Source organism: Paraburkholderia hospita, from assembly GCF_002902965.1.
GTDB lineage: Bacteria > Pseudomonadota > Gammaproteobacteria > Burkholderiales > Burkholderiaceae > Paraburkholderia > Paraburkholderia hospita.
This window is the reverse complement of the sequence record NZ_CP026106.1, coordinates 1,288,467-1,312,304: the sequence shown is the minus strand read 5'-3', so window position 1 is coordinate 1,312,304 and position 23,838 is coordinate 1,288,467. Positions and strand designations below refer to the sequence as shown.

Genomic DNA, 23,838 nt, shown 5'->3' with positions numbered 1-23,838 from the left:
ACCTCATTTAGGAGTCGCGATGCACTACACCGTCTATTGCCTCGACCACGACAACATGGTCGAACGCCGTCTTGCCCATTACGAAGAACACAAGGCTTATCTGGCCACGTCGCCCGTCAAGATGGTCATGTCGGGCCCGCTGCTGGCAGGCGATCAGGAAACGATGATCGGCAGTTTCTTTCTTTACGAAGCGGATGAGATCGGCGACGTGATGCGCTTCAACAGCAACGACCCGTTCAACAAGGCGGGAATCTGGCGCACCGTCGATATCCGACCGTTCCTCAAGCGCGTCGACAACCGCTAGTCAGACCAACGGAATCGATTCATGCGAAACCTCGACGAGAACACCATCACGGATGCCGTGCTTGCACGCCACGAACACGCACCCGATGAGCGGCTCAAGACGATCGTCACGAGTCTCGTGCGGCATCTGCACGCCTTCGCTCGCGAAGTCGGCCTGACCGAGCGCGAATGGGAAGCTGGCATCCGCTTTCTCACCGACGTCGGCCATATCACCGACGACCGCCGCCAGGAATTCATTCTGCTGTCGGATACGCTGGGCCTTTCGATGCTAGTGACGGCAATGGCGCATCGCAAGCCCAGCGGATGTACGGAAGCGACGGTCTTCGGTCCCTTCTTCGTCGACAACGCGCCCGAGTATCGTAACGGCGACGACGTCGCCAACGGTGCGCGCGGCGAACCGTGCTTCGTGTCGGGCGTGGTGCGCGGCCCGGACGGCGAGCCGGTGAGCTGCGCGCGCATCGAAGTGTGGCAGGCGGACGCCGAAGGTTTCTACGACGTCCAGCACAGCAACGCCGACACGCATCGCGCAAGAGGCGTGCTGCACAGCCTTCCCGATGGTCGCTATCACTTTCGCTCGATCGTGGCGGAGCCGTATCCGATTCCGCACGATGGTCCCGTGGGTCGCATGCTCGAGGCGCTGGGACGTCATCCGTGGCGGCCTGCGCATCTGCATTTCATGATTACGGCGCCCGGCTACGAACGGCTCGTCACGCATGTCTTCCGCGAAGGCGATCGCTACCTGGACTCGGATGCTGTGTTCGGTGTGCGCTCGTCGCTGATCGCGCCGTGGATTCGCCACGAGAGCGGCACCGCGCCCGACGGCACGGTAATGGCGACACCATTCAGCACGCTCGCGTTCGACTTCGTTCTGAGCCGATCCTCATGATTGCCTTCACCTACACCGGCCGGCCCGGCCGCATCGTGTTCGGCTCGGGAGCGATCGAGCGCCTCGCCGACGAACTGGACGAACTGTGCATCCGGCGCGCGCTCGTGCTCTGCACGCCGGAGCAGCGCTTTCTCGCCGACCGCGTGCGCAAGCTCGCGGGCGAGCACTGCGCGGACGTGTTCGATCGGGCCGTCATGCACGTGCCTGTCGAAACTGCGCAGGAAGGGGTCGCGGCGGCGCTCGCGGCGGGCGCGGATGGACTGGTCGCGGCGGGCGGCGGGTCGACACTCGGACTCGCGAAAGCCATCGCGCTCGAAACCTCGTTGCCGATCCTCGCCATCCCGACCACGTACGCCGGCTCCGAAGTCACGCCTATCTACGGCATGACGTCGGCCAGCGAGAAAAAGACGGGCAAGAGCTATCGCGTGCTGCCGCGCACCGTGATCTACGACGCGTGCCTCACACTGACCTTGCCGGCGGCGCTGTCGGCGACGAGTGGCCTCAACGCGATCGCGCATGCCGCCGAAGGCCTCTATGCGCAGGACGCCAATCCCGTGATGTCGCTGTTTGCGGAAGAAGGTATCCGCAGCCTCGCGCGCGCGTTGCCGCGCATCGTCGAAAAACCCAACGATATCGCGGCGCGCGAAGCCGCCCAGTACGGCGCATGGCTGTGCGGGACTGTGCTGGGCAGCGTCGGCATGGCATTGCATCACAAGCTGTGCCACACGCTCGGCGGTATGTTCAATCTGCCGCACGCAGAAACCCATGCGGTGATGCTGCCTTACTCGATGGCGTTCAATCTGCCGGCCGCGCCAGCGGCGCACGAACGTCTGTGCAAGGCGCTGGACACGCAAGAACCCGCTGCCGCGCTGCACGACCTTGGCCGCTCGCTTCATGCGCCAGCGTCTCTCGAAGCGCTGGGCCTGCGGTCATCCGATATTCACACGGCGGCCACGGCCGCAATGCAGGCGCCCTATTACAACCCTCGGCCGCTCTCTTATGAAGCGGTACATCGCTTGCTGGCATGTGCTTTCGATGGCATACGGCCAGACAGCCGGACGTTCGAAAGCGTGTAGGCGCTTCCTTTAACGAAGCATGCATCCGCAGATTCTTCCTGCAACCACAGCTACTTTTCGATTCTTTTACTCTACATGGACAAACGGGCACTCATCATTGGCGCGACGGGCATCGTCGGCGGCAATCTCGCGCAACATCTACTCGCATGCGGAGGCTGGAACGTGACTGGTCTCTCGCGCGGCCGCACGAAGGCGCCCGACGGCATCGAATCCGTCACAGCCGATCTGACTTCGGCGAGCTCCGTTGCCGACGCGCTGCAGGGGCAGCATTTCAGTCACGCCTTCTTTACCGCGTGGTCGCGACAGGCAACCGAGCGCGAGAACATCGAAGTGAACGGCGCAATGGTCCGTCACGTGCTGGACGCGCTCGGCCCTTCCGGCAAGCTCGAACATGCCGCGCTTGTCACCGGGCTCAAGCATTACCTCGGGCCTTTCGAAGCGTATGCGCAGGGCAGTGTGCCGCTCACGCCGTTTCGCGAGGAACAGGGCCGGCAGCCCGTCGACAACTTCTACTACGAGCAGGAAGACCGGCTGTTCGAAGCAGCGCGTCAATATGGCTTCAGCTGGAGCGTGCATCGGCCGCATACGATCATCGGCTTCGCGCTCGGCAACGCGATGAATATGGGCGTCACGCTCGCCGTGTACGCGACGCTGTGCAAGGAAACGGGGCAGCCGTTCGTGTTTCCCGGTTCGCCCGCGCAATGGAACAGTCTCACGGATATGACCGACGCCCGCCTGCTCGCGCGGCATCTCGAGTGGGCATCCACGTCGCCCAACGCGCTCAACGAGGACTTCAACGTCGTCAATGGCGACGTGTTCCGGTGGAAATGGATGTGGTCGCAGTTGGCGCAATACTTCGGCATCGAGCCTGCGCCTTTCGATGGTGAGACTCGTCCGCTCGAACATCGCATGCAGGAGGCGAGCAGGCAATGGGCGGAAATCGCGAGCCGCTATCAATTGAAGGAAGCAGGCATCGACAGGCTCGTGTCGTGGTGGCATACGGACGCCGACCTCGGACGTCCGATGGAAGTTTTGACGGACATGAGCAAAAGCCGTAAAGCCGGGTTCCTCGATTACCAGAGCACACCGGATGCGTTCTTTGCATTGTTCGACAGGTTGAAGCGGGAACGGATCATTCCGTCGTAGGCGCGTTTCGCAGAAAGCGGCGGCGGTATATATACGCCTACGCCGCCGCTTTCGATGCCGGCTGCGGTTCGTGCACGTTCCGCTATGCAATGCTGTCGTCGGGCGTGATCACAGGTTGCGCTCCTTCGGCGATGCGTGCAGCTGCATCTGCGGCACCGGGATCTCGATACCGGCCCTGTCCATCACGAGCTTCAGCCGTGCATTGAAAGCACGCGCCACGCTCCATTGCTGTAGCGGCCGCGTCTTGATCTGGCCTTTTACCACGATCCAGTTGGCATCAAACCGGTCGAGCCCCCACACTTCGATGGGACCGAGAATTTCGTCGCGAAAGCGAGAATCTTCGGTCAGGTCGGCCCCGACTTGCACGATCATCCGAGTGACTTCGTCTATGTCGGCTGAGAATGGCAGTCTTACTTCGAATACAGCGTTGGCGAAGTCGCGCGAAAGATTCTTGACGATCTTGATCTGCGAGAACGGGATCGTGTGAACCGCGCCTTGCCCGTCGCGCAGCCGCACCGTGCGGATGGTCAGGTCCATCACAGTGCCGGCGTGGGCACCGTCGACCTCGATCCAGTCACCTACCGAGATCGTCTCCTCGACAATGATGAAGAGTCCCGTAATCAGATCCGTGACCAGCGACTTCGCACCGAAGCCCACTGCAAGACCGATCACTCCCGCGCCTGCCAGCAGAGGTGTCAGATTGATCCCAAGACTCGCGGCGCCGATGATGGCTGCCAGGCTCACAACCGTCACGAATATCGCGTTGCGCACCAACGGCAACATCGTGCGTGCTCGCACGCCCGGATCGAGTGTCTTGTTGCGTGAATTGCTCGGGCCCAATGTTTCGAGGATAACGGTATCGATGAGAATCCACATGAACCATGCGCCAAAAACCGTCGCGATAATGGCGATTAGCGCATGCCTGAAGCCAGGCGTCATCGCGTTGTGTCTGATCAACCGGGCGATTGGACCACTCCACAGCACCAGTTCAAACCGGATGTACGCGAGCCATATCGCGAGAAGGAACAACATGGTGGCGAAGCGCAACAGTCGCATCAGGTGCGGCGCCCGGCGCTGCACGCGCGAGTCCTTACGACGCGTCAGATGCAGCAGCAACGCAGACACGAACAGCGTGAGAACAAGAAACAGCGCGCTGAGAAGAGACGGTTGCAGGACGTTCCCCTCCTCACCGCGCCCGTCAATGATTGCGACGACGGATGCGATCGCGATCAGCAGGATCGGGATATGCCACAGTGACGCGAGAATATCGAGCGCTTCCGTGGCGAACTTGTGATCGCGCCTGCGCGAATAGGCGCGGTTGCTTATCAGGTGCGTGACGGGCCGCCGGTAAGCGAGCGCAAAGTAACCGATCAAAATGGCCGCCACCATATTGGCGAAGCTCGACACGAGCCCGGCTAAATTCACGCCGAGCAGGCGTATCACCTCCGGATTGGCCGTTGCGTCGCCAAGCGCGCCACATGCTCCGATTGCAAAGAGCGGCCAAAGACCCTGCGTAAGCAACTGCTGGACGGCGACGCGCCGATGTGCCGTACCGAACACGGAGAACACGATCATGCAGATCGCCGAGAAGATCGATCCCACGACGATCGCATAGGCAATCACAAGCCCAAGGGTTCGGCCGAGCGCATCGGGCATTGCCTGCACGAACAGCAGCACTGCCACGAACGCGACGATCCAGGGTCCGGTCTGCCGCAAAGCGAAGCCCAGCATGTCGAGCGACGTCGGATTCGGCGCGAGTGCGACATGCCAGCCATAACGCGCACAGATGCGTCGCTGCAAATAGACCAGCAAGCCTGCGCAACCGCCCCATCCCGCAAGCGTCACAGCCATGCCGATCAGAAGTTTGCCGAATGATTCCCCACGCGAACCTGTGAGGATCGCTCGCAGTTCGCTGGCTGCCCCGCTGAAACGGGTCGCCCAGAAACGCAGTGGTGTGCGACCTTCGTTCAGATTCGTCTCGACGGATGCGAGGCCGGACGCGATCGCGCCGAGCAGATCGCCTTTAGCTGGTGCAGGCGCTGCGGGCGCACCATGCTGGCTGGCGTCTCGTAGCCCTTTTAGCTGGGTAACGAGCGCATTGCGTTTTGTGTCGTTGTCGAGCGTATCGATCAAGGTGTCCAGCGAGCGCGCAAGCTCAGCCTCGCTGGCAGGGGAAGATGCAGATGCGGGTTGCGATGCCGGGACTGGCGATGCGGCTCCCGTCGCGGTGTTGACGATACTTTGCAGCGCGGCGGGCAGAGGCGCGGCATCGGCCGGAATGATGCAAGCGCCAAGCGCGATCAGGAAGCAGGCTACCACTGGCCACGTGCGGAAGGACGGCACACCCCTCCCCACGCCAGCGCTTGACGCGCCTACGCGAACCGATACGCGCGTGCGTTCGCTGGCGAAGTGCTGAACACGAATGAACTGACGCCGCGTGAATGGGTTCATCGAGAACGCTTCCGGACGGTCCTCCTTTTGAGGGTATGGTGGCCTGGAGACTTATTCAATCTAGGCGCTCTATCCCAAGGGCGTTATTGGACTTTAGTCTCATTCCGTGCGGCAGTCGCTGACAGCCTCGCCCGATTCCTTGATGCCGGTGACGTGGTTTGAACGCCACTGAAAGCTCAGATGAGGGTTGCGCCGATGCACTTAAAAGCTCACGGCAAATCCGAACGACACGCCATGCACGTTGTGTCCAAAAACATATCTCACGAGGGCTCGCGTGCGGGTGATGACGATCGGATATTTGCTGCTGTCGAGTTCGAGTCCAACGCCCAACGACGTGAGATCGTTGAAACCGAGCACCCCGGCGCTGTCGCCGAAGTAATGCGAGTAGGCCAGTTCCAGCACATAGCGGATGGGCCGGTCGAGTGCGTGCCAGCCTGTCGGCGCACGCCAGCGCGTCCACAGGCTCACTTGCTGCGCCATGGCCGAACCCTGAACGGCCTCCGACGAGCTACCGAAGCTGCGCAGGTAGATATCCGTCGCGCGCAATTCAGCGTCAATCTCATAGTTTGCGCGGTAGTGTTCGTAGTCGAGCACGAGCGAGCCGCCATAGCCATATGCATCGAGCGATCCATTCTCCAGGAACTGGAGGTTGCTGTCTGTCACATGGTTGACGACCGACTGCCCGAGTTTCAGATCGCTCGATACGCGTCCAATCGTACCGTTGAGAATCGGGCGGAATACGAGTTCATCCGTGATCCGGAAATCCCAGCCGATACCGACCGTGCTGCTGAAAGTGTTCCATCGGGTTGGCAATGCACGCTGCTGGGCACCGTCCGTGGCGACGAACGTCGGGTCGTAGCGGCTATAGGCGAGCGTGCCCTCTACATACAACGGGAAGGACTTGCTGATCGTAAACCCGCCCCCCAGTTGCGACTGACCGAAGCCAGGATTTCCGGAAGTGCCATTGTTGATCGAAAGCGAACTGGTCGTGACATCGGGGACCGTCGTGTAGCTCATCACAGCGAGCACCGCGTCGGCGTGCTGCTTCACGTTGCCGCCGATAACGGTGCGGTTCGATAGTTGTTGACCCGATGTTTGCTGGGCGTGTGCCGGAAGCGACAGCAAGGCGACGATCAGGCCCGCGCACATCGCCAGGAATAACGTGCAACGCGGCCGTGGCCGCCGGAAGATGGCCGTCTCCAGTGTGCCTTGGCGATCGTCTCCGAGACTGCAAGCTGACTCAATGGTGCGAAACCGCATCAAGCCCCCCTGTCAATTGACGCGTCAGGTTGCTTTCCTTTAGTGGCGACCAGTCTCCGCCCGTTGACGCGGCACGGCCAGGCTATCGCCCGGCGGCCGTGCGCGGCTCTGGAAACACGCCGGGTTGCTGAAGCCGCGGCTCATTCTTTATATCGTGGTTGTTCAAATCCGCTTCGTCAATCTGTCGACATGGGATCCGGCCAACGGATGCTGCCAACGGATGCTGCCAACCGATGCGGGCAAAACATTAGCGAAAGGCGTAAGCAATGCCGACTCCATAGGTGAGCTGGTTCCGCGTACCCCGCTGCGTGACGATCGGGCTGCCGGCTGCGTCCCCGCTGATGCGCTGGTAGTAAATCATCGCGCCTGCATACCAGCTCGGATTGATCTGATAGATCGCGGCAAGCCAGCCGGTCACCTGATTCAGTCCTCCGCCCGGCGTATACACGGGCAGTCCGCTTCTGGCGGCGTCCTCTGCCGTTACGCCGTAATAGGTTTCGTTGAAGCCTGCACTCACCCAGGTTGCCCCCAGTCCGCCTCCGACGAACATCCGCTGATGGATCGGGAACCACGCGCTGGTGTTCAGCGAGATGCGCGCGCCTGAATAGACCGCGTCTGCATTCGTGACTACCGTGACCTCTCCACGCAGGCGATACGGGATATCGCCAACGTGACTGTATTCGTATCCGACGAAGCCGCCGCCTTCCAGCGTCGTGTCCACGCTGTGAACCTGCGAAACCACGGGGTCGTCGACGTTTCGCCGGCCCAGTCGCAACGCCAAGGCAGGGCCCCACTGGAAGCCCGCCAGGTCGCCGAAGTTATATTGTGCGTAGGTTCCATACCATTCCAGCAAGTGACCACCACTGGTCACATAGCGCATGCCCGGCACGACACCGACTATCCGGTCCTTGCCACCCGCATACTCCGTCGTCGACCCGATACCGCCTCCGATAAAATTCGGCAAAGCGTTCGACAAGTCAATGGGGCTGGCTTCTACACTCCGAATCGCAGCGCATAAAGCGACCGCACCGAGAATCTCGCCACGCATCGTCTTCATCCGTCTCATCCTGTGATGGGCAGGCACATCGATTCAGTCACCGCCACGCGCTGCCGACCTGTATGTAGAACGCGTTCTGATCCTTGCTATGTGCTACGTCGATGCCTACCGCGAGGCCGAGCTTGCGTGCGATCAGATAGCGCACGCCCGCGCCGACGCTCTGTACATTCTGCGATTCAGAAAAGCTGTGCCATCGTCCATATGCCTTCCCCACGCCTGTAAAGCCGAGCAATGACCACCGGGGAACGAGATCCCATCTCAGTTCAATTTCGGCCGTCACGGCATTTCTGTCCTGGTACCGGCCCTTCTGAACGCCACGCAGATCGACATACGGTTGTGCGTAAAACGGAATGTCACCGCTGGAAAATCTGCTGTCCACGCGCAGGCCAAGTATCAGCGTATGCGTCAACGGTTGCCATGTGTAGCCGCGCGCAGCGTAGATATCGTAGTTTTGCGTGCCGCCGAAAGCCGTCCTGGCGGCCTGCGCCTCGATCTCGAGGAAACTGCCTTCGCCCGGGTAGAAAATATTGTCTCGGGAATCATAGTCCACCACGATACTGCCGGCGCTGATGCGCTGATCTTTTTGCACGCTGCCCAGTTCTCCCGGTGCTTCGCCAGAACCGAACGTGGACGACGAATCGAAAAAGATATAGCGCAAACCCGCATACCAGCGGCTGTTGCCGATACGCATCAGCATTTGCTGGATCAACGCAACACCTTGGAGCGTATAGGATCTCGGCTGACTCGAAAGGCCAAAGTAGTCCAGATGTGCGTCCACTTTGGCAATCGCACCAATGTATCGGTATCTGTCATCGTCCCAGGTGTGGAAGTGACCCGCGGCGGCGGCCCATGTACCGTTCTGGGTGTACAGGCCGCCCAGTGCCGTGACGTTCGGCGGCACGCGCTCCTTGCTATCGCGGGGAGGACCCGCCCCGGCGTCAGAGTCCGGATCGGAAAAGAACAATAGTCCGAGTCCAAGGCCGTAGCCGACAGCGGGCTCGGTGATCAGGATGGGTACGGGTAACGCGCCTTTGTGTTTGAGCAGGAAGTCGCTTACGTCGAATTGCCCGTCATCCGGGTCCGTGAAACTGAGGGTTTCATCACCCGCGCGCGCATCAACCGACGTGAAGACGATAGCCGAAAAAATCGCTGCAACCCACGTTGCCCGGAACAACCCGTTACGACGAGGACGCCTTTGTCTTGTCAAACGCTTCGCAGAGCCACTGCGAATTCCCGTCCGCATGGTGGTAACCCTGTGCGCGCGATGGACATCGCTGCCAGATTCCGGATTCCCACGGACGAACGAAATGAACATGGCATTCACTACCCGAAACAGGCATCACGATCAATGCGAAAAGCGAATCCATTGGCCGGATTGTTTCAGTAAAGATGGTTGCGTGAACTCATGTGGGATCGAAGGCAGCGCACACTATGCTCGTCGTGTCGACGCGCCGCATGGCTTTTCTCCTCTCGATGACTCTAATTGAATGCCGCTCTTGCGCCAACTTCCCGATGGAGTACTTTGTGCGAACCGTCATTTTTCTGACTTTCAGTATTCGATCACACTGCATCTAACTGTACCGATCGTGCATCGAGTACTAATCTAGTGAGTGATAAACCATCGAATCGTAGTGCAGCGTCGCGTCAATCTATCAATCAGCGAATTCATCCGCCTGCTCATGCGGCCTTGTGCGGTCGACGCCCTGGAACGTTTCGCTGCCTGACGAAGAAACAGGGGTGGCCATGTCCATAAGGATTGCACGACTGTTGAGCACCAGCCTCGTCGTCCTGTTGGCGGGCTGCCCATCGAAACAACAGGATCAGCAGGCTCAGACCCAGCCCGCTTCGGCGCCGGCTTCTGTGCCGGCTTCCGCGCCAGCCGTAGCCTCTGTCGCGGCCCCAGCGTCGGTCCCACTCCCGGCCTCGACGCCCGAGCCTCAGGCCCGGCAATTTCCGCCGGAAGAAATCGAGGCGCTAGTCGCACCGATTGCGCTCTATCCCGACTCGCTGCTATCGCAAGTCCTGATGGCATCGACGTATCCGCTTGAGATCGTGCGCGCTGCCCGCTGGGTGAAAACGCACAAGGACCTGAAGGGCGAAGCCGCCGTGCAAGCAGTGCAAGACCAGCCGTGGGACGTCAGCGTGAAGTCTCTGGTGGCTTTTCCGCAGGTGCTGGAACCGATGAATGACAAGCTCGACTGGACCCAAAGCCTTGGCGATGCGTTCCTCGCAAATGAAAAGGACGTGCTTGACGCTGTGCAGCGATTGAGGATGCGTGCGCAAAAGGCCGGACATCTGGCGTCTAACGAACAACAGAAGGTCATTGTCGAAGTACCAGCGCCGAGTGCGGGCGGCCAGCCCGCTCCCGCGCAGCAAACCATCGTGCGCATCGAGCCGTCCAATCCTCAGGTCGTCTACGTGCCAGCCTACAACCCGACCGTCGTCTACGGCGGCTGGAGCGCACCCGCCTACCCGCCCACCTACTGGCCGCCGCCTCCCGCCTATTACCCCGGCGCAGCGCTTGCAAGCGGGTTCGCGTGGGGGCTTGGCATCGCCGCAGCGGGCGCAATCTTCAGCAACTGCAACTGGGGCGGCGGCGACGTCAACATCAACGTGAACAAGGCCACCAACATCGACCGCAATTTCGACCGTACCAAGGTGGAGGGTGGCAAATGGAAACACGATGCGGGGCATCGTCAGGGCGTCGCGTATCGTGACAATGCGACTCGCAACAAGTACGCAAACGGTACACAGGGCGCCGACGGGCGACGCGACTATCGCGGCCGCACCGGCGGCGCCACAGAGCGCGCGGGGGTCGCCAATCGGGCGGAAGCCGGGAATCGAACAGGTCGTCAGAACAATGTGAGTACCGCCGACCGCGCTGGCCGAAGCGCGGGTGCCAACAATCGGTCCGACAAATCGGCTCGAGGTGCTACAGCCGGCAACCGGGCACAGACGTCCAACCGGACTGCTGGCGTCAACAATCGCGCAGAGTCGCCCAACCGCAATGCCGCAGCCGGCAATCGCGCACAGACGTCCAATCGAAGTGCGACCGCGGGCAATCGCGCGCAAACGCCCACCCGCGTGGGCTCGTCAAACGCACAAGCCGGTCACGGAGGCGCGGGCGGGTACGCGGGCGGCGGCCGCGACTCGGCATTCCAGGGTGTCGGCGGGGGCGCGGCGACGACGCAGCGGGACTTCAATCGCGGACAAGCGAGCGCACAGTCTTCGAACTTCAACCGTGGGAGCGGCGCAGCCCGTGGCGGCGGCGGAGGAGGCGGCGGAGGAGGCGCACGCGGCGGCGGCCGGCGCTAGTTCGTAGCGTGACGGACCCTTCCGGCAGCGCCTCAACGTAAGAAGCGGGTCAAAGCGAGCACGTACAAAGCGGACACGGCAAGCTGCGCCAGCGTAATGGGCAACCCGTACCGAAGGAATGTGCCAAACGTGATGGGTCTTCCTTGACGCGCGCAAATGCCCGCCGCAACGATGTTGGCCGCTGCGCCGACGAGCGTCGCATTGCCACCGAGGGTTGCGCCGAACATCATGCCGATAAATACCGGCACGGAAACGGGGGGCCATTGGGAAAAGCCCGCCGAAAGCGCGGTTTCAGGCACGACCTCGGCCATCACGAGATAACCCTTGACCATCACGATCGACGCGGCGGCGACGGGTACATTGGCAAGCAGGCTCGACAGCAGCCCAATTCCAGCGAGCAGCGTCAGAGCAACGAGCGTCAACTGCCCGCCAAATACCTGATAGAGCTTGAGTGCCAGGATCTGGAGCAGTCCTGTCTTCGCCATCGCTTGTACCAGACAGAAAATGCTCGCAAGGAACACCAGGGTTTTCCAGTCCACGTCGCGCAACACGTTATCGGTGGGTTCGACTTTGGCGGCAAAGCCCACCAGTAACGCCAGGGCGCTTGCGATCAGCGCGACGGCAGGCGGCACGATACGCGTCGGCAAGTTTTCGCCGAATACGAATAACACGATCATGAAAAGGAGTACGGAGCCAGCGAGCGTCGCATACACCGGCCGTTCAATCCGTTTCGCCGGGCCGCGGGGCGGCAAGGCGCGCTTCAGGTCCCACAGATCCCGCATCAGAACGGGCAGAAGCGGCACGATGACGAGCACCGCGATCAGCCCTCCGAGCGACACATGGCGCAGGTATTCTCCAAACGTCATTCCGATCGCGCTGCCTACGAGGAAGGTTGCTGGATCGCCCACTATCGTGAGCAATCCAGCCGAGTTGCTGATGATCGCTGTCAGCACCATAGGCCTGACGTAGTCAGCGTCGAGCGCGATGCACACGCGAACAATAATTGGCGCAAGAAGAATGACCGTCGTGGCGTTGGGCAATACAGCGCATATTGGCGCGACGAGCGCAATCAGCATCAGCAGAAAGCGTGTTCCGCTTCCGCCTGTCGCGCGGAGATAGGCGTCTCCGATGATGTCGAACAGGCCTGTGGTTGCGAGGACGCGTGCCACGACCATGCCGCCGAACAGCAAGCCAAGCGGCCCGGCAGCCGTGCGGGCCGCTTCCACGAGGTCCCGCTCGTCCAGTATGCCGAGCGCGATCAGGATGCATGCGCCCGTCAGTGCCGCGACAGCCATGTCGATCACGTTGAAGGCGATCAGTAGAATGACGGCCGCGAATACGGCAACCGTGATATAGATCTGCACCTGGTTCATGTCACCATCCAGATCTTTTAACGGAAAGGCGGCGCGTACATCAAGCCGCCTTGCGTCCACAGCCGGTTCAGGCCGCGGTCCAGTTTCAGCGATGTACGAGGTCCGAGATTCCGATCGAACATTTCCCCGTAGTTGCCGACACTTTGTACGGCGCGAACCCGCCACCCTCTTTCGACGCCCAGACTGCGATCGCTTTCGTCGCCATCGGCAAGGGCGCGCCTGATTGCCGCTTCGCTCAGCCGTGATTGCAGGTTATCGCGCGTGACACCCAACTCTTCGGCCGCCACAAGCGCGAAGAGCACCCAGCGTACGAGCGTCAACCAGCTTTGATCGCCACCGCGAACGGCCGGGCTGAGCGGTTCTTTGGCAATCCGCTCCGGCAGGATCTGCACGGATTGCGGCCCATCGGGCGCCTCGATGCGCACTGCGGCGAGCTGTGCCGAATCGGCAGCATACGCGCTGCAACGCCCGGCGAAAAAGGCCCGCCGCGCTTCGATGGCGGAGTCGATCTCCAACGGCATGATCTCCAGCCGGTTGTCGGCGGAGTAGTCGCGCAAATGCACCAGTGTGGAGGTCTCTTTTTCCACGCACACTGTTGCACCCTTCAGCTCGGCAGCCGTCTGGATGCCGCCCGGGCGGCGCACGAGAAATCCCTGCGTGTCATAAAAGAGAACCCCCGCAAACTGCACCTTGAGCGCCGCTTCGCGGCGCAGCGTCCACGTGGTGTTGCGGGCGAGAAGATCGATCATGCCTTCCATGAGTGCCGGGAAGCGCGCAGAAGCTCTGAGCGGCACATAAGCCACTTTGGACGGATCGCCCAACGCTGCGGCCGCCACCGCGCGGCAGAAGTCCACATCGATTCCGCTCCAGAGCCCGGATCGGTCTTTGATGGAAAACCCCTGGACGCCCTCGCTGACACCGCATCTCACCACACCGCGTGCTCGAACCTGCGCGAGCGTGTCACCGTCGGCCGCGCACGCACTGGTTGAAACCGCTACGAGCACGAGGCAGACCGCCAGGACTGCCGCGCCGCATTGTGCGAGACGTACCATGGTCAACTCCCGGACCGGCGTCGGCTATGCTGAACGGCTGCCGTCGAAGATCATCATTGAAGCCAGCCGTTGATATTCGCCCTCCGCAAACGACGACTCACACGCAGCGCGCCTTTTAATGCCACTCATCGATCTGGGAAAGGCGGATTGCGGTACGAGGCTAAAAACGTGCAGCTACCTGGGTTCACGAGAGGCGAGCCGTTGCACTCCGCTCCTGATTGAATGCGATGAAGAATGAGCCGGTCACAATGCAGAGATGTAAAAGCACTCTAGCAGCCGTCATCAATCATCGCCACCCGACTTACCCTGCGCCGAAAGCACTGGCTATTTGCATCGCAAGCGCCGATAGATGTTCTAACATCATATTGAGAAGACGCCGTAATATCCCGCAAGCCATTCTGCAATCTGCCGTCAGTCGCAACAGGACCGATTCATCGAGGTTCCTGTCATCCAGTCTGAAGGAGCGGCCATGTCCTCGTGGAACCTACGACGGGCCAAAGCCACATGTCTTTGGCTGCTTGTCGTGCTGACGCTCGGCGTGGGCTCCGCGCGCGCCCAGGAAGCCCAGGTCGCGCAGCCTGCGCCAGCCGAATCATTCAAGCCGGAAGAAATCGAGGCGCTGGTCGCGCCGATCGCGCTGTATCCCGATTCCGTGCTGTCGCAGGTTTTGATGGCGTCGACCTATCCGCTGGAGATCGTGCACGCGGCACGCTGGGTCAAGGCCAATCCCAACGTCAAGGGTGACGCTGCCGTGAAGGCCGTCGAAAACCAGCCGTGGGATGTCAGCGTGAAATCGCTCGTTGCGTTCCCACAAATTCTCGAGCCGATGAATGACAAACTCGATTGGACCCAGAAGCTCGGCGACGCTTTCCTTTCGCAGCAAAAGGAGGTGTTCGCCGCTGTGCAGCGACTGCGCGCCCGCGCGAAAGACTCGGGCAATCTCAAGTCGAACGAACAGCAGAACGTGGTCGTCGAGCCTGCACCTGCGGGTGGGCAAACCATCGTGAAGATCGAGCCTGCGAATCCGCAAGTGATCTATGTGCCCGCATACAACCCGACGGTGGTCTATGGCGCCTGGAGTTATCCCGCCTATCCGCCGACCTACTGGCCGCCCTATCCGGCCTACTATCCGGGCGCGGCGCTGATGACGGGATTCGCGTGGGGAATCGGGCTCGCTGCGGCAGGCGCGATCTTCAGCAACTGCAACTGGGGCGGCGGCGACGTCAACATCAACGTCAACAAGGCCGCGAACATCGATCGCAACTTCGACCGCACCAAGGTGGAGGGTGGACGCTGGCAGCACGACGGCAGCCATCGCCAGGGCGTGGCGTACCGCGACAATGCAACCCGCGACAAGTATTCGCGCAATGTCGGCGGCGCCGAGGGACGCAATGATTTCCGCGGGCGTGACGCGGGCGCGGGTGGACGCGCCAATACAGCCGACCGGGGGAACGCAGGCAATCGCGCATCCGTCGCGGACAGGTCGAATATGGGCGATCGGGGTGGCGATCGGGCGGGTGGCGCGGGTGTCGCTGACAGATCCGCTGGCGGTAATGTCGGCGGCGGGTCGAACCGCGCGGGCACCAGCGACTTTTCGCGTGCCAGCGATCGAGCAGGCGGCGGTGGCGGCGTCAGTGGCGGGCGCGACAACGCATTTCAGGGCGTAGGCGCCGGCGGCGCCACGCAACGCAGCCATGACCGGGGACGCTCCAGCATGCAGGGCTCAGGCTTCAGCCGACCAAGCGGCGGCGGCATGCGTGGGGGCGGCGGGCGCGGCGGCGGAAGACGCTAGGGAGACACGAGCATGACATCCACCTCAAGATTTGGTTCGGGACGGCTTACGGGCATCGTGCGCATCTTTGCCGTGGGATGCGTACTGTGTTTTGGCGCATTGCCTGCGGCGCACGCCGAGAAGGACTTCAGTACGCCCGATGCCGCGATGAATGCATTCGGCGAAGCCGTCACGAACAACAACGAGGCGACACTGCAATCCATCTTCGGACGCGACTTTCGCAACCTGATTCCTCCCGTCGGCGCCGACATCCGCAGCCGCTTCCTCGACGAATGGGCCAAGGCGCATCAGGTCGAGCAGATGGGCGACAAGCATGCCCGTATTACCGTCGGCAACGACGGATGGACTTTTCCCATTCCGCTCACGAAGAGCGCGAAAGGGTGGCACTTCGATATGCAGGCGGGCGTTGAGGAAATGCGCCTGCGTCGCATCGGCCGAAACGAACTCGCTGTCATTCAGACGATGCTCGCGGTCTACGACGCGCAGCGCGAATATGCCCTCACCGATCACGATGGCGTCGGCCTGCTCAGGTATGCGTCGAAACTGTCGAGTTCACCGGGAAAGCACGACGGCCTGTATTGGCCGACAGAACCCGACGCGCCTCCTAGCCCGCTCGGCCCGGCTTTCATGCAGGCCACCACTCGCAATGCCGGGGACGCCGGATACCACGGCTACCACTACAAGCTGCTGACGTCGCAAGGTCCGCATGCGCCGGGTGGTGCCTACGACTATGTCGCGCATGGCAAGCTGTTCGGTGGCTTCGCCGTGCTCGCGTGGCCTGTGCGCTACGGGGACACGGGCATCAAGAGCTTCATGGTCAGCCATGCGGGCCAGGTCTATGAACGCGATCTCGGCCCCGATAGCGCAGCGAAGGCGAAGGCGATTTCCTCGTTCGATCCTGGACCCGGCTGGGCGAAGGTGCAGCCTTGAAGTCAAGACTCAGGCTATACGATTGGTCTGCCGCGTAAGCCCGTGACAAAAACGGACACTCACGACAAGACAGCCCGCGTCTTCTTTCATCCCGACTTTCAGGGCTAACACACGCGTAAAGCGGCTCGATGCAGGGAGGCAACATGAGACATTCCGGCTCTTGTATCGCCTTGCTGATCTTCGCACTGGCGGCCACGACGTTGGCTGGCGCCGCGATACGCCGCGATCCCGGGTTTGACTCGCTGACCGACGATCCCACCTTCTCCGCTGCTCCGACGGATACACAGCAGGTCGATCTGGAAAGCCTCCTACTGAGGGCAGGCATCGATCCGAACTCTAACAAGGCTCACATCATTCGCGCGTGGGTCGAGAAGATCCGGCACGACCCCGACATCGCAACGGGCACCAACGGCGACACACGGCGGGTCGATCAGATCTTTCTCGATCCGGCCGCGCGTGAACAATACATGTCGAACGGGCTGACCCATCTCACGCCTTCGGACCGGCTCAAGTATGTGACATTGCTGACCCGATTCCTCGACGAACTGGTTCCCGTCAACTGCTTCGGTCTGTCCGACATGCGCGCGGTGATGAATCGCATCTCGTTGCGTGAGATGACGGATTCCGACGTCGACCTGTACTTCTCGCTGCTGTTCAAGGTGCTGGTCATCGAGGCATCGAATGCGCCCGTTGCAACGGGAACGCCACAACAGTATGCAGCCGCCGATCAGCAACTCTCGCGCACGCTCATCGCGGAACTGCACGGCGACGAGATGAACATGGAGCGATATGCGTTCTACGCGTCCAATCCGTCGAAGGCAACGGCATCGGATGTTTGCTGGATGACGAGAGTGACCTTGCACGCGATCATCGCGATGCCCGATCCTGAACGGGATTTCATCCTGCTTCGGACCATGGCGCCACACGGTGGGCAAGACACATCGTCCGAAGGACAATTGAGCGTGCCGCGCACTGCCGATCCTTCGCCCGCCTCGTCGAATCCCGGCGGTGCCGACGCGCCGTAGCGTGTCGCCGGCAACGCTACGCTCAACTCGCTCACGCAGCAATTGAAGCAACCGTTGCCGCATGCGTGCACCTCTCCCTGCGCCAGGCAGGCGGATAGAAACCGACCCCGGGCGCGTGCAGACCGATCCGCGTACCAGCCCTGCCCCGTGATCGCGACGATATCCGGCAGCGCGCCGATCACGACGTCCTTGCCCGTATTGCGCGCGAACTCGATGGCGGCCTGCACTTCGAGCCGCATCGACCCCGACACGGGACCCAGCATTCCGGGTCGTCTGGATGCGCCTCGGCGATGGCCTTTTGCGTCGGCTTCCCCATTCGACGCAAGCTGCGTTGATATGGGTTGATACGCCTCGCAGCATGTTATTTCCGTTGCAGCACGCCGGGATTCCGCACCTCGCGAATGACGGTACCACACACGGTTTTCTGGCCTACCCTCGAATACACCGGGTGGATCGCCTTGGTCGCGCGATACAGATTGAAAATCTGTATCGCGATATTTTCGCGACAATGCAACGACTATATTGAAGGACTTCAAAATATAAAAATGTAAGCCTGCTGGTTATTGGTTTGTCCCATATCGCGCGGCGGCGATAGCTGCATCACGCTCTTTCTTGGCCTCCGCCTTTTTGTGGTCATAGATCTTCTTCGCGGCCGCCACCCTCTTTTCATAAGCGCGATTAGCGGCAGCTTCCTGCTGACGCATCTTCACGATCGCATCGTTGCTGCCACCCTGCGCCGAAGGTGCGGCTGCCGGGGAAGACGCAGCCTCGTTTTGTGCCGTAGCAATCGAGGCGAACGTGACAATCGCACCAGTCAATATGAGTCTGATGATCTTCATAGTCTTCTCTCCGGTCTATGGTATCCAGATTCACGCGATTGTCGTCATGCGTATTGAGAGTACGCGGCAGCACGTGAATAAATGGCACGAAAGCGCACGCATAGCGGGAAAAGAGGCGATGCAAGCACAATCGTTCGATAATAGAAATATGCCTTCGGACCGAGTACGTAAAGGTCTGTCGGCTGTTATAGGCGACATCTTGCGCTATCGCAAGCGGATGTGACTTATCTAACAAGGCTCCACAACGCGAATGCGAACCAGATTGCAACTTCTTATCAAATGGTGAGGTTAGTGTACCGTCGCGCGAGTTATTCCCGACATTCCTTTCGGCGAATCGTGCTGCGCACGTCAAATCTTACAGGATTGAACTCATTTAGGGTTTCTAAACTGTATTATTGAAAAATTCGCATTGAATAATAAGTTCGCAAATTGCAGGAATGATTTATAGATTTCCATGGCCCGTCGCGCAGAGGAAAGACGCTCAACGCCCCATACGCCGATCGTAGCTGCGCGAGATGCGATTGAGCAGTGTGGGGTCGCGCGCGTCTACCGAGTTGAACTGCACGACCACGCTGCCATCAGCTTGCTGGCGTACGCTCGCCGTCACTGTGCTGCCCTCGAACGTGCCGACAACGTTGCCGCTGGCCGGATCCTGGACAGTGATGACCAGACCCTCGTCATGCATTGCGCCGGACGCAGCGGCGAAGGACCGATCGAAACTGGCTGGTGTCGTGACGACGGCTCCGGCTGGCACCGCGTAATATGGACATCCCGCCAACGGCAACAAGCACGCGCAGATGCTGATGAGCAGGGCGCACTTTACGGTTAGACATCCGCTTTTTCCGGACCTGGTTCGAATGACAATTCCCAGGACCGCGTGAAATTGCCGTTTGCTCCACAGAGTCATCGTAGTTCCCCTGGACTGACTTGACATCGACATTCAGACGGCTTCACCCGCAAGTAAAGCATAGTCTTCTCCCGCAGATTGCCGACGGGGATCGGAGGTTTTCGCAAACCCATCCGTGTAGCGGATGCACGATGCAGTTGCATTGAAAATAGCGCGAGCCACTCCAATACCACGGGGTGCGACAGTCAATGAATTCAGCGTACCGAACGTGTTTCTTCGAAACGGCACAGGTATGGATGCATTGAAAAAATAGCGTCAGATACTATGATTTACGCTGACATCATGATGCCGCGCGTTCGATCGCGATCGGACGGCAGCGTGTCATGCGCGTTCTCCTCCGCGGTTGTCCACAACAGGACTTGCCAGATGATCAAGCGACTGTCGATCGTTTCGGCTTCCATCGCGCTTGGCTGCCTTGCTTCCCTTGCGCCAGTATTGACCAGCGTCTATATCGCGGAAGAAGACGCCGAGCGTCGGGAACAGGATGATCTGCGGGAATTCGCAGCGAAAGCCGTCATGCGTGCGGAGCTCGTTTCCTATCAGGCACTGGCCGCCATCGCCGACATGGAGGCGACGCCCGGCGCGCCCTGCTCGTCCGCCCACATCGCGCAACTTGCCCGTGTGATCTTCAACTACCGATACGTGCAGGACGCGGGCGCTTACGGCGGCGGCCAATATTTGTGTTCACCGCTTTTAGGCGACGTACGGGCACGTCATCTGACGATGCCTGAGCCTGACCGGCGCAGCAACGATGGCTTTCTGATCTGGTACAGGCATAAAAACCCGCTCAGCAACGCGCGCCAGGATATTCAGGTGGGTCGTAACGGCAATTACGTTTCGATCGACAGCCAGTCTTACGTCGATCTGATCGATCCTGCCCGAAGGCCGATCGCCGTGTTCAGCAGCGACACCAACGCGCTTCTGGCGTTGTCGACCGGTGCAGATTCGGCCGATATGCTCAACGCCTGGAAGCAGGCGGGAAACGTCAGCAGCGACCAGTGGCACTATGCGATTGGCCGTTCGGCAACCCTGCCTCTCGCCGTGGTAGTCAAATCCCCGCGTCGTAGCCTGCTCGGCAACTGGACGGGATTGCTTGGCATGTGGCTCTCGATTGGCGTTGTCGTGGGTGGCCTGTTCGGCTGGCTTTCGTTCAGGAAGATCTCACGACAACTCTCCTTCCCGTCGACGCTCGAATGGGCAATTGCACACAAGCGGATCGACGTGTGTTTTCAGCCCATCGTCAGGCTCGTGGACGGCGAATGCGTCGGCGTCGAAGCGCTGGTCCGATGGAAGTTGAACGGCCGTAACATCTCGCCCGAAATCTTCGTTGCAGTGGCCGAGCAAAACGGCCTTATTCAGCCATTGACGGATCTCGTACTGGACAAAACGATTGACGAACTAACGACACTCCTGCGTTCGCGCCCGTCGTTCTACGTTTCCATCAACGTGAGCAGTGAAGATTTGCAAACGAGTCGCTTCCTGGATGTTCTCACCGCTCGACTGAGAGGAACAGATATCCGTCCCGCGCAGATCAGAATCGAATTGACGGAGCGCATCTTCCTGGACGCCGACACGACGCGACATACAATAGCGGCGTTCAGACGTGCCGGTCACCCGGTGTATATCGACGACTTCGGAACCGGATATTCCAGCCTGTCGTACCTGCAAACCTTCAAAATCGACGTCCTCAAAATAGACAAGTCGTTTATCGACACCATTGCACAGGATGCGGCATCGAGCATCGTCGCGCCTCATATCATCAGGATGGCACACGAGCTAGGAGTGGAAATACTGGCGGAGGGCGTGGAGCACGATGCCCAGGTCGACTATCTGGTAGAGAGGGGCGTGCAGTACGGACAGGGCTGGCTGTTCGCAAAGGCGATGCGCAGCAAGGAACTCATCGCCTGGCTCGGCGAACCCAGAACGCAGCTTGAGCCGATGAAACAGTGCGACGATCGTTGAAATGCGGTGAATGCGGGCCCCTGACTTTGGCGAACTATGCTGCGATCATTCAACACGACTGTTAGCTGGTCGCTTAATCCCGTCATGCGCAAGTCGTGGCTGCGGAAAGCGTTGCCCGTATTTGCCGTGCTGGTTGCTTCAAATATCGTGGTCAATACCTACCAGTCCTTGCATGACTTTCGGGCGGCCGATCAACAGGCCGCACAGCGTCTGGATGTACAGACTTCTCTTATCCAACGGCTGGTCGAAGACCGCCTCCGGGATCTCAATGGGATGATGGCTGTCACGCGAACCCTGATCGACGCAGACAACCTCACCGATAAATCTCTCCACGATGTAACTGACACGCTAAAGGAGTCGCTAGGCGATGCGTCGATTGCCGTGTTTGACGGGAGTGCGCGCCTTATCGCTGGATCTCGCACCGGCATCCGCAACGAAATATCGAACTTCACTACCATCCTGGACACGGTACGCGCCGCCCCCGCTACCCATCTCTGGCTACCTGTTGTGTGGAGGCAAAGCGGCGCGCTGGTCGTAGCAGAAGGCCATCGCAACCGGGCGGGGAAATTCGATGCCATCGCGGTCTATCTGATTCCCCTCGAACAGCACCTGCTCGAAGGCGTGAAGCTGGTGAATGGCACCGCGATCATATTGAGCGACAGCGAGCATCGTGTTATCGCGCGCTATCCCCGCTATTCCGGATTGGCAATCGGGCATGAACTCGTTGAAGACAATGCTGCTCGCCAAGGACCAATCCCGGGCACTCACTATGCGCGCTGGAGTTTTGACCCGACCGAGCGCCTCGTCGCGACGCGCAGGATAGTGTTGGGACCGGCCGCCGGTTACTGGACACTGGACGTCGGTTACGCCGTCAGCGGCTACCGCGACAGTCTGCGGAACAGCATGTACATCAATCTCGCCGGGACTACCCTGCTCCTTCTGATGTTGGCGGGCGGCGTGCTGCTTATCCAGCGTGAGCACCGCCTGCACGATCGAATCGAGGGATTTGCGGGCACGGTATTGACCATCGTGCAAAACATGCCGACACCCGTCACGATCGTCGACATCAAAACGGAGAATATCGTGCTGGCCAATGAAGCGCTGCTTGCGCTGTTTGGCGCCGTAGCCGGTAAGGGCCAACCGTTTTCCCGGCTCTTTGTCGACGCCGGCAGTTGGACGCGAGTGCGTGAAGTCGTTACGGACGAGCCCGTTCCTCTTCTCACGCGTGACGGAATCCGGCACATGCTCGTGCATTGCACCCGGCTTCGAACAGGTGATAAAGGAGATGAACCGGATTCACTACTCGTCACACTGGTGGATATCACCCATCAACATCAATTGCTTAAACAACTTCGGACAGAAGCCGACTTCGATGCGCTGACCGGGCTCGCCAATCGCCGGTATTTCGCAAAGGCAGCCGAAAAAGCAGTCGAACACGCGCGACGTCATCACCGGCCGCTATCCGTTCTGGCATTGGACCTGGATTTCTTCAAACGCGTCAACGACACGTGGGGACATGCGGCCGGCGATCGCGTGCTTCAGGTGACCGCCCGGTCGTTCGAGAATGCACTTCGCGAAGACGATCTGGCGGCCAGGCTTGGAGGCGAAGAATTTGCCGCGATCCTGCTGGATACCGATCTCGAACAGGCGCGAACGATCGCCGAACGCATTCGTATCGCCGTGCAGGACACGCCTATATCGCTCGAATCCGGAGCTACGGTTTCGCAAACGCTCAGCATCGGCATCGCCCTGTACGATGAGAAAGAAAGCGATCTCAGCGCAACACAGGAACGCGCCGACGCAGCGTTGTACGCAGCCAAGAATCACGGACGCAACTGTGTTCAGATCTGGGTGCCTGACACAACCTCGCCCTTGAATGAACGGTAGTTTCTGCGCCTCTGCCCGGAACCGGAAACGTCGATCGCGAAAGCCTTTTATCCGCCTGTTTCAAACGGCTCGGCTTGAAGCAAGAGGCGAAGAGGACTTTAGTTACGATTGCGGCCCGCTACTCCGACTCACACATCGTCACCGCCACCGACCAAGACCGCCTACATCCCGCCGAGAGGCTTCTTCACAGCCAGTTTGTTAGTCACCGAAGTCACGCCCGGAACGCCTTTCGCGAGCTCCACGACCTTGTCGATCTGCGATGCATCGGTAACCGAGCCATACAACGTTATCGCGCCGTCTTTCGCGGTGACGCCGATATCCCCGGCACTGATCTCCTTTTGCTTTCCAATGGCCGCATACACTTTCCGACGCAGCGCTCTATCTGCTTTCCTTCCGGTAGCCGGTGCGGCTGCGCCGGACGCCGTCATCGCGGATGCGCCCGGTACACTGGCAGGCCCACTTGCTGGCTGACCCGACTGGGGCCATGCATTCATGGACGCTGCGACGAACAATAGCGCGACGGCCAGTTCAACTATGTGATTGTCTTTCATCGAATACTCCCGTTGATCTTCGTGGT

The 23,838-nt window shown here is 60.3% G+C and carries 19 protein-coding genes; 10 read left to right on the top strand and 9 right to left on the bottom strand.

The window, feature by feature from the left end:
- Positions 1-19 precede the first annotated feature (19 nt).
- From C2L64_RS24290 to C2L64_RS24275, 4 genes are all read left to right on the top strand, one after another.
- Positions 20-304: a YciI family protein gene (locus C2L64_RS24290; RefSeq protein ID WP_007730169.1), complete on the top strand. Its 285-nt coding sequence runs from the start codon at positions 20-22 to the stop codon at positions 302-304.
- A 21-nt stretch (positions 305-325) separates the two neighbouring features.
- Complete coding sequence (locus tag C2L64_RS24285; RefSeq protein WP_009770702.1) at positions 326-1,189, top strand: intradiol ring-cleavage dioxygenase; 864 nt, start codon at positions 326-328, stop codon at positions 1,187-1,189.
- Positions 1,186-2,265, top strand: coding sequence for a maleylacetate reductase (locus tag C2L64_RS24280; RefSeq protein WP_009770701.1), 1,080 nt, complete (start codon positions 1,186-1,188; stop codon positions 2,263-2,265). The genes C2L64_RS24285 and C2L64_RS24280 overlap by 4 nt, the downstream gene beginning before the upstream one ends.
- A gap of 75 nt (positions 2,266-2,340) precedes the next feature.
- Entirely contained in the window at positions 2,341-3,411 is a 1,071-nt protein-coding gene (locus C2L64_RS24275) for an SDR family oxidoreductase (protein WP_009770700.1), read from the top strand.
- A gap of 108 nt (positions 3,412-3,519) precedes the next feature.
- Here the strand turns inward: C2L64_RS24275 and C2L64_RS24270 are convergent, their stop codons facing one another.
- The 4 genes from C2L64_RS24270 to C2L64_RS24255 all read right to left on the bottom strand — a co-directional run bounded on the left by C2L64_RS24270 (position 3,520) and on the right by C2L64_RS24255 (position 9,422).
- Positions 3,520-5,862: a mechanosensitive ion channel family protein gene (locus tag C2L64_RS24270; protein ID WP_009770699.1), complete on the bottom strand. Its 2,343-nt coding sequence runs from the start codon at positions 5,860-5,862 to the stop codon at positions 3,520-3,522.
- A 201-nt stretch (positions 5,863-6,063) separates the two neighbouring features.
- The gene (locus C2L64_RS24265) at positions 6,064-7,011 is read right to left on the bottom strand and encodes a hypothetical protein (RefSeq protein ID WP_009770698.1); all 948 of its coding nucleotides are present in this window, start codon (positions 7,009-7,011) and stop codon (positions 6,064-6,066) included.
- A 358-nt stretch (positions 7,012-7,369) separates the two neighbouring features.
- Complete coding sequence (locus C2L64_RS24260; RefSeq protein ID WP_009770697.1) at positions 7,370-8,179, bottom strand: MipA/OmpV family protein; 810 nt, start codon at positions 8,177-8,179, stop codon at positions 7,370-7,372.
- A 37-nt stretch (positions 8,180-8,216) separates the two neighbouring features.
- Positions 8,217-9,422, bottom strand: coding sequence for a BamA/TamA family outer membrane protein (locus C2L64_RS24255; RefSeq protein ID WP_085954659.1), 1,206 nt, complete (start codon positions 9,420-9,422; stop codon positions 8,217-8,219).
- 500 nt (positions 9,423-9,922) lie between these two features.
- Between C2L64_RS24255 and C2L64_RS24250 the strand changes: the two genes are divergently transcribed.
- Entirely contained in the window at positions 9,923-11,494 is a 1,572-nt protein-coding gene (locus C2L64_RS24250) for a DUF3300 domain-containing protein (protein ID WP_081498954.1), read from the top strand.
- Between the two features lie 32 nt (positions 11,495-11,526).
- On the opposite strand, the gene C2L64_RS24245 is transcribed toward C2L64_RS24250, so the two are convergent.
- On the bottom strand, positions 11,527-12,867 hold the full coding sequence (locus C2L64_RS24245) for an ArsB/NhaD family transporter (protein WP_007733911.1): 1,341 nt from the start codon (positions 12,865-12,867) through the stop codon (positions 11,527-11,529).
- Between the two features lie 17 nt (positions 12,868-12,884).
- Positions 12,885-13,919, bottom strand: a complete 1,035-nt coding sequence (locus tag C2L64_RS24240; protein WP_086910696.1) for an amino acid ABC transporter substrate-binding protein — start codon at positions 13,917-13,919, stop codon at positions 12,885-12,887.
- 469 nt (positions 13,920-14,388) lie between these two features.
- On the opposite strand from C2L64_RS24240, the gene C2L64_RS24235 reads away from it, so the two are divergent.
- From C2L64_RS24235 to C2L64_RS24225, 3 genes are all read left to right on the top strand, one after another.
- Positions 14,389-15,711 (top strand): DUF3300 domain-containing protein, encoded by a 1,323-nt coding sequence (locus C2L64_RS24235; protein WP_009770693.1) that lies wholly within the window; start codon positions 14,389-14,391, stop codon positions 15,709-15,711.
- 12 nt (positions 15,712-15,723) lie between these two features.
- A complete protein-coding gene (locus C2L64_RS24230) occupies positions 15,724-16,641 on the top strand; it encodes a DUF2950 domain-containing protein (protein WP_009770692.1) in 918 nt (305 codons plus the stop codon).
- Positions 16,642-16,784: 143 nt separating this feature from the next.
- On the top strand, positions 16,785-17,666 hold the full coding sequence (locus C2L64_RS24225; RefSeq protein ID WP_039902429.1) for a hypothetical protein: 882 nt from the start codon (positions 16,785-16,787) through the stop codon (positions 17,664-17,666).
- Between the two features lie 560 nt (positions 17,667-18,226).
- On the opposite strand, the gene C2L64_RS24220 is transcribed toward C2L64_RS24225, so the two are convergent.
- Entirely contained in the window at positions 18,227-18,505 is a 279-nt protein-coding gene (locus tag C2L64_RS24220; protein WP_007733925.1) for a hypothetical protein, read from the bottom strand.
- A gap of 481 nt (positions 18,506-18,986) precedes the next feature.
- Entirely contained in the window at positions 18,987-19,412 is a 426-nt protein-coding gene (locus C2L64_RS24215) for a hypothetical protein (protein ID WP_081498953.1), read from the bottom strand.
- 366 nt (positions 19,413-19,778) lie between these two features.
- On the opposite strand from C2L64_RS24215, the gene C2L64_RS24210 reads away from it, so the two are divergent.
- Together C2L64_RS24210 and C2L64_RS24205 are read left to right on the top strand one after the other, a co-directional pair.
- The gene (locus tag C2L64_RS24210; RefSeq protein WP_039902396.1) at positions 19,779-21,374 is read left to right on the top strand and encodes an EAL domain-containing protein; all 1,596 of its coding nucleotides are present in this window, start codon (positions 19,779-19,781) and stop codon (positions 21,372-21,374) included.
- Between the two features lie 36 nt (positions 21,375-21,410).
- The gene (locus C2L64_RS24205) at positions 21,411-23,261 is read left to right on the top strand and encodes a sensor domain-containing diguanylate cyclase (protein ID WP_009770688.1); all 1,851 of its coding nucleotides are present in this window, start codon (positions 21,411-21,413) and stop codon (positions 23,259-23,261) included.
- Between the two features lie 161 nt (positions 23,262-23,422).
- On the opposite strand, the gene C2L64_RS24200 is transcribed toward C2L64_RS24205, so the two are convergent.
- On the bottom strand, positions 23,423-23,812 hold the full coding sequence (locus C2L64_RS24200) for a BON domain-containing protein (RefSeq protein WP_007747426.1): 390 nt from the start codon (positions 23,810-23,812) through the stop codon (positions 23,423-23,425).
- Between the last annotated feature and the right edge of the window lie 26 nt (positions 23,813-23,838).

Excerpts from the sequence above, each read along its gene's own strand:
- C2L64_RS24290 (WP_007730169.1), top strand. The coding sequence starts at position 20 with ATGCACTACACCGTCTATTGCCTCGACCACGACAACATGGTCGAACGC.
- C2L64_RS24285 (WP_009770702.1), top strand. The coding sequence starts at position 326 with ATGCGAAACCTCGACGAGAACACCATCACGGATGCCGTGCTTGCACGC.
- C2L64_RS24280 (WP_009770701.1), top strand. The coding sequence starts at position 1,186 with ATGATTGCCTTCACCTACACCGGCCGGCCCGGCCGCATCGTGTTCGGC.
- C2L64_RS24275 (WP_009770700.1), top strand. The coding sequence starts at position 2,341 with ATGGACAAACGGGCACTCATCATTGGCGCGACGGGCATCGTCGGCGGC.
- C2L64_RS24270 (WP_009770699.1), bottom strand. The coding sequence starts at position 5,862 with ATGAACCCATTCACGCGGCGTCAGTTCATTCGTGTTCAGCACTTCGCC.
- C2L64_RS24265 (WP_009770698.1), bottom strand. The coding sequence starts at position 7,011 with ATGTGCGCGGGCCTGATCGTCGCCTTGCTGTCGCTTCCGGCACACGCC.
- C2L64_RS24260 (WP_009770697.1), bottom strand. The coding sequence starts at position 8,179 with ATGAAGACGATGCGTGGCGAGATTCTCGGTGCGGTCGCTTTATGCGCT.
- C2L64_RS24255 (WP_085954659.1), bottom strand. The coding sequence starts at position 9,422 with ATGCGGACGGGAATTCGCAGTGGCTCTGCGAAGCGTTTGACAAGACAA.
- C2L64_RS24250 (WP_081498954.1), top strand. The coding sequence starts at position 9,923 with ATGTCCATAAGGATTGCACGACTGTTGAGCACCAGCCTCGTCGTCCTG.
- C2L64_RS24245 (WP_007733911.1), bottom strand. The coding sequence starts at position 12,867 with ATGAACCAGGTGCAGATCTATATCACGGTTGCCGTATTCGCGGCCGTC.
- C2L64_RS24240 (WP_086910696.1), bottom strand. The coding sequence starts at position 13,919 with ATGGTACGTCTCGCACAATGCGGCGCGGCAGTCCTGGCGGTCTGCCTC.
- C2L64_RS24235 (WP_009770693.1), top strand. The coding sequence starts at position 14,389 with ATGTCCTCGTGGAACCTACGACGGGCCAAAGCCACATGTCTTTGGCTG.
- C2L64_RS24230 (WP_009770692.1), top strand. The coding sequence starts at position 15,724 with ATGACATCCACCTCAAGATTTGGTTCGGGACGGCTTACGGGCATCGTG.
- C2L64_RS24225 (WP_039902429.1), top strand. The coding sequence starts at position 16,785 with ATGAGACATTCCGGCTCTTGTATCGCCTTGCTGATCTTCGCACTGGCG.
- C2L64_RS24220 (WP_007733925.1), bottom strand. The coding sequence starts at position 18,505 with ATGAAGATCATCAGACTCATATTGACTGGTGCGATTGTCACGTTCGCC.
- C2L64_RS24215 (WP_081498953.1), bottom strand. The coding sequence starts at position 19,412 with ATGACTCTGTGGAGCAAACGGCAATTTCACGCGGTCCTGGGAATTGTC.
- C2L64_RS24210 (WP_039902396.1), top strand. The coding sequence starts at position 19,779 with ATGATCAAGCGACTGTCGATCGTTTCGGCTTCCATCGCGCTTGGCTGC.
- C2L64_RS24205 (WP_009770688.1), top strand. The coding sequence starts at position 21,411 with ATGCTGCGATCATTCAACACGACTGTTAGCTGGTCGCTTAATCCCGTC.
- C2L64_RS24200 (WP_007747426.1), bottom strand. The coding sequence starts at position 23,812 with ATGAAAGACAATCACATAGTTGAACTGGCCGTCGCGCTATTGTTCGTC.